Here is a 6684-nt window from a genome sequence, read left to right as displayed (position 1 = left end):
TGACTCTGCGCCGAAAATGTACCGGGGCTAAATACACCACCGAAGCTGCGGATTGATACCAATGGTATCAGTGGTAGGGGAGCGTTCTAAGGACAGTGAAGTCAGACCGTAAGGACTGGTGGAGTGCTTAGAAGTGAGAATGCCGGTATGAGTAGCGAAAGACGGGTGAGAATCCCGTCCACCGAATGCCTAAGGTTTCCTGAGGAAGGCTCGTCCGCTCAGGGTTAGTCAGGACCTAAGCCGAGGCCGACAGGCGTAGGCGATGGACAACAGGTTGATATTCCTGTACCACCTCTTTATCGTTTGAGCAATGGAGGGACGCAGAAGGATAGAAGAAGCGTGCGATTGGTTGTGCACGTCCAAGCAGTTAGGCTGATAAGTAGGCAAATCCGCTTATCGCGTATGCTGAGCTGTGATGGGGAAGCTCCTTATGGAGCGAAGTCTTTGATTCCCCGCTGCCAAGAAAAGCTTCTAGCGAGATAAAAGGTGCCTGTACCGCAAACCGACACAGGTAGGCGAGGAGAGAATCCTAAGGTGTGCGAGAGAACTCTGGTTAAGGAACTCGGCAAAATGACCCCGTAACTTCGGGAGAAGGGGTGCTTTCTTAACGGAAAGCCGCAGTGAATAGGCCCAAGCGACTGTTTAGCAAAAACACAGCTCTCTGCGAAGCCGTAAGGCGAAGTATAGGGGGTGACACCTGCCCGGTGCTGGAAGGTTAAGGAGAGGGGTTAGCGTAAGCGAAGCTCTGAACTGAAGCCCCAGTAAACGGCGGCCGTAACTATAACGGTCCTAAGGTAGCGAAATTCCTTGTCGGGTAAGTTCCGACCCGCACGAAAGGTGTAACGATTTGGGCACTGTCTCAACCAGAGACTCGGTGAAATTATAGTACCTGTGAAGATGCAGGTTACCCGCGACAGGACGGAAAGACCCCGTGGAGCTTTACTGTAGCCTGATATTGAATTTTGGTACAGTTTGTACAGGATAGGCGGGAGCCATTGAAACCGGAGCGCTAGCTTCGGTGGAGGCGCTGGTGGGATACCGCCCTGACTGTATTGAAATTCTAACCTACGGGTCTTATCGACCCGGGAGACAGTGTCAGGTGGGCAGTTTGACTGGGGCGGTCGCCTCCTAAAGTGTAACGGAGGCGCCCAAAGGTTCCCTCAGAATGGTTGGAAATCATTCGTAGAGTGCAAAGGCATAAGGGAGCTTGACTGCGAGACCTACAAGTCGAGCAGGGACGAAAGTCGGGCTTAGTGATCCGGTGGTTCCGCATGGAAGGGCCATCGCTCAACGGATAAAAGCTACCCCGGGGATAACAGGCTTATCTCCCCCAAGAGTCCACATCGACGGGGAGGTTTGGCACCTCGATGTCGGCTCATCGCATCCTGGGGCTGTAGTCGGTCCCAAGGGTTGGGCTGTTCGCCCATTAAAGCGGTACGCGAGCTGGGTTCAGAACGTCGTGAGACAGTTCGGTCCCTATCCGTCGTGGGCGTAGGAAATTTGAGAGGAGCTGTCCTTAGTACGAGAGGACCGGGATGGACGCACCGCTGGTGTACCAGTTGTTCTGCCAAGGGCATAGCTGGGTAGCTATGTGCGGAAGGGATAAGTGCTGAAAGCATCTAAGCATGAAGCCCCCCTCAAGATGAGATTTCCCATAGCGTAAGCTAGTAAGATCCCTGAAAGATGATCAGGTTGATAGGTTCGAGGTGGAAGCATGGTGACATGTGGAGCTGACGAATACTAATAGATCGAGGACTTAACCATATAATATGTAGCAAATGTTATCTAGTTTTGAAGGAATATGCCTTCATAGTTTGGTGATGATGGCAGAGAGGTCACACCCGTTCCCATACCGAACACGGAAGTTAAGCTCTCTAGCGCCGATGGTAGTTGGGACCTTGTCCCTGTGAGAGTAGGACGTCGCCAAGCAACTAAAAACACAAGTCATTTGATTTGTGTTTTTTTGTATTGTTAAAAAGAACGGGAAAGAAGTAAGGGTGATACAAACACGTTGCCCAAGAGTTAATCATATTATATAAGAGATGGGTGTATATTTTTCTGTAAATTGTTAAGGATTAGAAGTATAAAATAGGTTCACTAAAATAGGGAGGGAAGGCTATGAAATTACAAAGTGAAGTTTGTATTGTTTGTGAGACAAAAAGAAAAGAAGGTATATATGTTTATAATAATTTAATATGCTATGAATGTGAAAAGGATATGGTGAATACAGAGACAGATGATCCGAAATATATACATTATTTAAAGCAGCTTCGAAAATTAGAAGTATCATATTTTTAAATAGGCATATGCCTATTATTTTTTTTGTTCTGTATAATAGATAGAGAATGAATAATAAGGAAGAGATGTAGATGAATCAAAATCGTATGCCTTTATATGAGGCGTTAATAGAGTTTAAAGAAAGAGGGCCGTTATCCTTTCATGTTCCAGGTCATAAGAATGGTTTAAACTTCCCTCAGGAGGCAATAAGAGAGTTTAAAGATATTCTATCTATTGATGTAACTGAGTTAGCAGGACTAGATGATTTGCATAGTCCGTTTGAATGTATAGATGAGGCACAACAATTATTGGCTGAAGTTTATAATACAAAGAGGAGCTATTTTTTAATTAATGGTTCAACAGTCGGGAACTTAGCAATGATTTTGTCTTGTTGTGGGGAACATGATATTGTTCTTGTACAAAGAAATTGCCATAAATCAATTATTAATGCTTTAAAACTTGCGGGAGCAAATCCCATTTTTTTAGATCCATGGATTGATGAAGCTTATAACGTACCGGTGGGAGTTCGTAACGAAATTATTAAGAAAGCAATTGAAAAGTATCCAAATGCGAAAGCACTCATTTTAACGCATCCTAATTATTATGGTATGGGTATGGATCTAGAGGCAAGCATCGCTTTTGCACATGCACATAAAATCCCTGTTTTGGTAGATGAGGCACATGGGGCACATCTGTGCTTGGGAGAACCATTCCCAAAGTCAGCATTAACATATGGTGCAGATATTGTAGTTCATTCTGCACATAAAACATTACCCGCAATGACAATGGGTTCCTATTTACATATAAATAGTCACTTAGTAGACGAAGAGAAGGTTACTACTTATTTAAGTATGCTACAATCTAGTAGTCCATCGTATCCAATTATGGCTTCCTTGGATATAGCACGCTTTACAATGGCGCGTATAAAAGAAGAAGGTCACAGTGAAATTGTTGAGTTTTTACGAAGATTTAAGGAACAATTACGTTCTATTCCCCAAATCGCCATTTTAGAATATCCGTTGCAAGATGAGTTAAAGGTCACCGTACAAACTCGTTGTCAGTTATCAGGGTACGAATTACAGTCTGTATTTGAAAAGGTCGGTATATATACAGAGATGGCTGATCCGTACAATGTCCTATTTATTTTACCCTTACAAGTAAATGAGGGATATATGAAGGTTATAGAGATGATCCGAGTAGCATTGCAACATTATGAGGTGAAAGACAAGAGGGAATCTATTCGTTATACTTATAAAGGTGAATTCTCTCTTTTACCGTATACGTATAAACAACTAGACGGATATGAAACAAAGATAGTATCTATAGAAGAGGCTGTTGGAATGATAGCGGCGGAAATGGTGATTCCGTATCCACCTGGAATTCCATTGATTATGTATGGAGAGAGAATTACTTCAGAGCATAAAGAGCAAATTATGTATTTAGAGAGAGCAGGAGCTCGTTTTCAAGGTAATACGAAATATATGAAAGTGTATGATATAGAAAGTAGGTTTTAGGATGAAGGGATTATTTGTAACAATTGAGGGCCCAGAAGGTTCAGGTAAAACAACGTTAATTAAAAGCTTATTGCCATATTTTGAAAAAAAAGCACAAAAGGTAATGGCGACAAGGGAACCAGGCGGTATTGCAATTTCTGAGGACATTAGGACGATTTTACATAAACAAGAATATACGATGATGGAAGCACGTACAGAAGCGCTTCTTTATGCTGCTGCGCGCAGACAACATTTAGTAGAAAAAGTTATGCCAGCACTTAATGAGAACTACCTCGTGTTATGTGATCGTTTTATAGATAGCTCTTTAGCATACCAAGGCTATGCAAGAGGATTGGGTATGGATAAGGTATTTGAAATAAATCGTTTCGCAACAGAGGACTGTATGCCTAGTTTAACAATTTATCTAGACATTGAGCCTGAGGTTGGTTTGGCTCGGATTGAAAAAGATGCAGGACGTGAAGTAAATCGACTAGATATGGAAGATATCTCTTTCCATAAACGTGTGCGCGAAGGGTATTTACAAGTTGTAGAACGTTTCTCGGATCGTATTGTATTGGTAAATGCTGATCAGCCGATGGAAAAACTTATAGAAGAAGTTGTTCAGATTATAGAAGATAAATTGTTATAATAGAAGGAAAGAATGAAATAAGTGAGGTATGCATTATGACGAAGACGTGGGAGCAGCTTTCTGCTATACAACCCATCGGTGTAAAAATGTTGATGAATAGCATTGCAAAAGAGCGTATATCCCACGCTTACTTGTTAGAGGGAGGGAAAGGGACAGGAAAGTTTGCGACAGCAATTCAAATGGCAAAGAGTTTCCTCTGTTCTGAGCGGAATGGGGTAGAGCCCTGCCATGTATGTACAAACTGTAAGCGAATTGATTCAGGTAACCACCCTAACTTACATATTGTAAAACCAGACGGATTATCTATTAAAAAGCAGCAAATTCATGATTTACAAGAAGAGTTTTCAAAAACAGGATTAGAGGCAAATAAAAAATTATATATTATTGAGCACGCAGATCGTATGACAGCAAATGCGGCAAATACACTTTTGAAATTTTTAGAAGAACCAAGTAGTGATACAACTGCTATTTTACTTACTGAACAAAGTCATCAAATTTTAAATACGATTTTATCTCGTTGCCAAGTTGTTACGTTTAGACCGTTACCTACGGAATCTTTAATTAGAAGATTACAGGATGAAGGGATTACAGCATCTTTATCGACACTTGCTGCTCAACTTACAAATAGTTTTGATGAAGCTTTAGCTTTATGTAGTGATGAATGGTTTGCACAAGCACGAGCTTTAGTGATAAAATTATGTGAAGCGCTCGAAAAAGATAAAACCTCTATTTTTTTTGTACAAGAAAAATGGGGAAAACACTTTGGAGAGAAAGAACAATTACAGCAAGGTTTAGATATGTTACTCCTTATTTATAAGGATTTATTATATGTTCAACTTGGAGAAGAAGATCGTCTTGTTTTTCATGATCAGAAAGAGATGTTTGAATCGTTTTCCTATGCTCAGAAGCGCATTGTATCAGCTCTCTTTAATATATTAGAGGCAAAAAATAGAATCAACGCTAATGTAAATGCGCAGCTTGTGTTCGAACAGTTAGTGTTGCGGTTGCAGGAGGGATGACCGTTTTGTATGATGTAGTAGGTGTTCGCTTTAAGAAGGCCGGAAAGGTATATTACTTTGATCCAAACCAGTTCGATATCTCTGAAAATGAGTTTGTCATTGTAGAAACGGTAAGAGGTATTGAATACGGAAAAGTAGTTATTACCAAAAAACAAGTTGATGAAAACGACGTTGTATTACCGCTAAAAAAGGTTATTCGTATTGCAAATGAAAATGATCGTACCATTGTTGAAGAGAACAAACATGCTGCCAAAGAAGCATATCAAGTCTGTCAACAAAAGGTAGTAGAGCATAATCTTGATATGAAACTTGTAGATGTAGAGTATACATTCGATCGTAATAAGATTATTTTCTATTTTACTGCGGATGGTCGGATCGATTTCCGCGAACTAGTGAAGGACTTAGCCGCAATTTTTAGAACAAGAATTGAACTAAGACAAATTGGTGTTCGTGATGAAGCGAAGATGCTAGGTGGTATTGGTCCATGTGGTCGTATGCTTTGTTGTTCTACTTTTTTAGGGGATTTTGAACCTGTATCCATTAAAATGGCAAAGGATCAAAATTTATCATTAAATCCTGCAAAAATCTCTGGTTTATGTGGTCGCTTAATGTGTTGCTTAAAATATGAGAATGATGAATATGAGGCAGCAAAGGAACAACTTCCTGATTTAGATCAACGTATACAAACCCCGCATGGTACTGGCCGTGTTATCGGATTAAATATTTTAGAAAGATTAATTCAAGTGGAACTAGTAGACAAGGAACGGATAGTAGAATATACGTTAGATGAGTTAGTGAATAAAGGGGTCGTTTCGAGTCAAACCACAGATTAATGAGGTGGGTGCTTGTGGAGAAAAAAGATATTTTTGAATCGGTTTCTAGTATGGAAGAGCAAATTGGACATTTATATAAACAGTTGGGAGAGTTAAAACAGCATCTTGCAGAGTTGTTGGAAGAAAACCAGCATATAAAAATGGAAAATAACAATTTGCGACACCGTTTTGAAGAAGTGCAGAATAAAGAAAAACAAAAAACTCAAAAACGTAAAGAAGTGAAGCCGAAAACAGATATTGGTGAAGGCTATGACAATTTAGCGAGACTGTATCAAGAAGGTTTTCATATTTGCAATCTACATTATGGAAGTGTACGTAAAGAGGGAGATTGTTTATTCTGTCTGTCATTCTTAAATAAAAAGTGAAATTACCTTTCCAATTATAATTGGAAAGGTAATTTTTTATACATGAAA

6 protein-coding genes and 2 rRNA genes (1 of these 8 running past the window's edge) are annotated in these 6684 nt (G+C 40.3%); all 8 read left to right on the top strand.

Annotated features, from left to right (window positions below; genetic code table 11):
* A 23S ribosomal RNA gene (locus QCI79_RS13285) occupies window positions 1-1764 on the top strand (it extends 1158 nt beyond the left edge of the window).
* A 49-nt stretch (window positions 1765-1813) separates the two neighbouring features.
* A 5S ribosomal RNA gene (gene rrf / locus QCI79_RS13280) occupies window positions 1814-1929 on the top strand.
* Between the two features lie 189 nt (window positions 1930-2118).
* On the top strand, window positions 2119-2298 hold the full coding sequence (locus QCI79_RS13275) for a sigma factor G inhibitor Gin (RefSeq protein ID WP_000776279.1): 180 nt from the start codon (window positions 2119-2121) through the stop codon (window positions 2296-2298).
* A gap of 71 nt (window positions 2299-2369) precedes the next feature.
* Window positions 2370-3791: an aminotransferase class I/II-fold pyridoxal phosphate-dependent enzyme gene (locus QCI79_RS13270; protein WP_001075296.1), complete on the top strand. Its 1422-nt coding sequence runs from the start codon at window positions 2370-2372 to the stop codon at window positions 3789-3791.
* Between the two features lies 1 nt (window position 3792).
* Window positions 3793-4419: a dTMP kinase gene (gene tmk, locus QCI79_RS13265; protein WP_000677214.1), complete on the top strand. Its 627-nt coding sequence runs from the start codon at window positions 3793-3795 to the stop codon at window positions 4417-4419.
* Between the two features lie 35 nt (window positions 4420-4454).
* A complete protein-coding gene (gene holB / locus QCI79_RS13260; protein ID WP_000169563.1) occupies window positions 4455-5438 on the top strand; it encodes a DNA polymerase III subunit delta' in 984 nt (327 codons plus the stop codon).
* 5 nt (window positions 5439-5443) lie between these two features.
* The gene (locus QCI79_RS13255; protein ID WP_000272429.1) at window positions 5444-6271 is read left to right on the top strand and encodes a PSP1 domain-containing protein; all 828 of its coding nucleotides are present in this window, start codon (window positions 5444-5446) and stop codon (window positions 6269-6271) included.
* 14 nt (window positions 6272-6285) lie between these two features.
* Window positions 6286-6636 (top strand): DNA replication initiation control protein YabA, encoded by a 351-nt coding sequence (gene yabA / locus QCI79_RS13250; protein ID WP_000412063.1) that lies wholly within the window; start codon window positions 6286-6288, stop codon window positions 6634-6636.
* The last annotated feature ends 48 nt before the right edge of the window (window positions 6637-6684 follow it).

Source organism: Bacillus cereus group sp. MG1, from assembly GCF_040460035.1.
Taxonomy (GTDB): Bacteria; Bacillota; Bacilli; order Bacillales; family Bacillaceae_G; genus Bacillus_A; species Bacillus_A cereus.
The sequence above is the reverse complement of the archived record's forward strand: the minus strand, read 5'-3'. Positions and strand labels throughout refer to the sequence as shown.

Excerpts from the sequence above, each read along its gene's own strand:
- QCI79_RS13275 (WP_000776279.1), top strand. The coding sequence starts at position 2,119 with ATGAAATTACAAAGTGAAGTTTGTATTGTTTGTGAGACAAAAAGAAAA.
- QCI79_RS13270 (WP_001075296.1), top strand. The coding sequence starts at position 2,370 with ATGAATCAAAATCGTATGCCTTTATATGAGGCGTTAATAGAGTTTAAA.
- tmk (WP_000677214.1), top strand. The coding sequence starts at position 3,793 with ATGAAGGGATTATTTGTAACAATTGAGGGCCCAGAAGGTTCAGGTAAA.
- holB (WP_000169563.1), top strand. The coding sequence starts at position 4,455 with ATGACGAAGACGTGGGAGCAGCTTTCTGCTATACAACCCATCGGTGTA.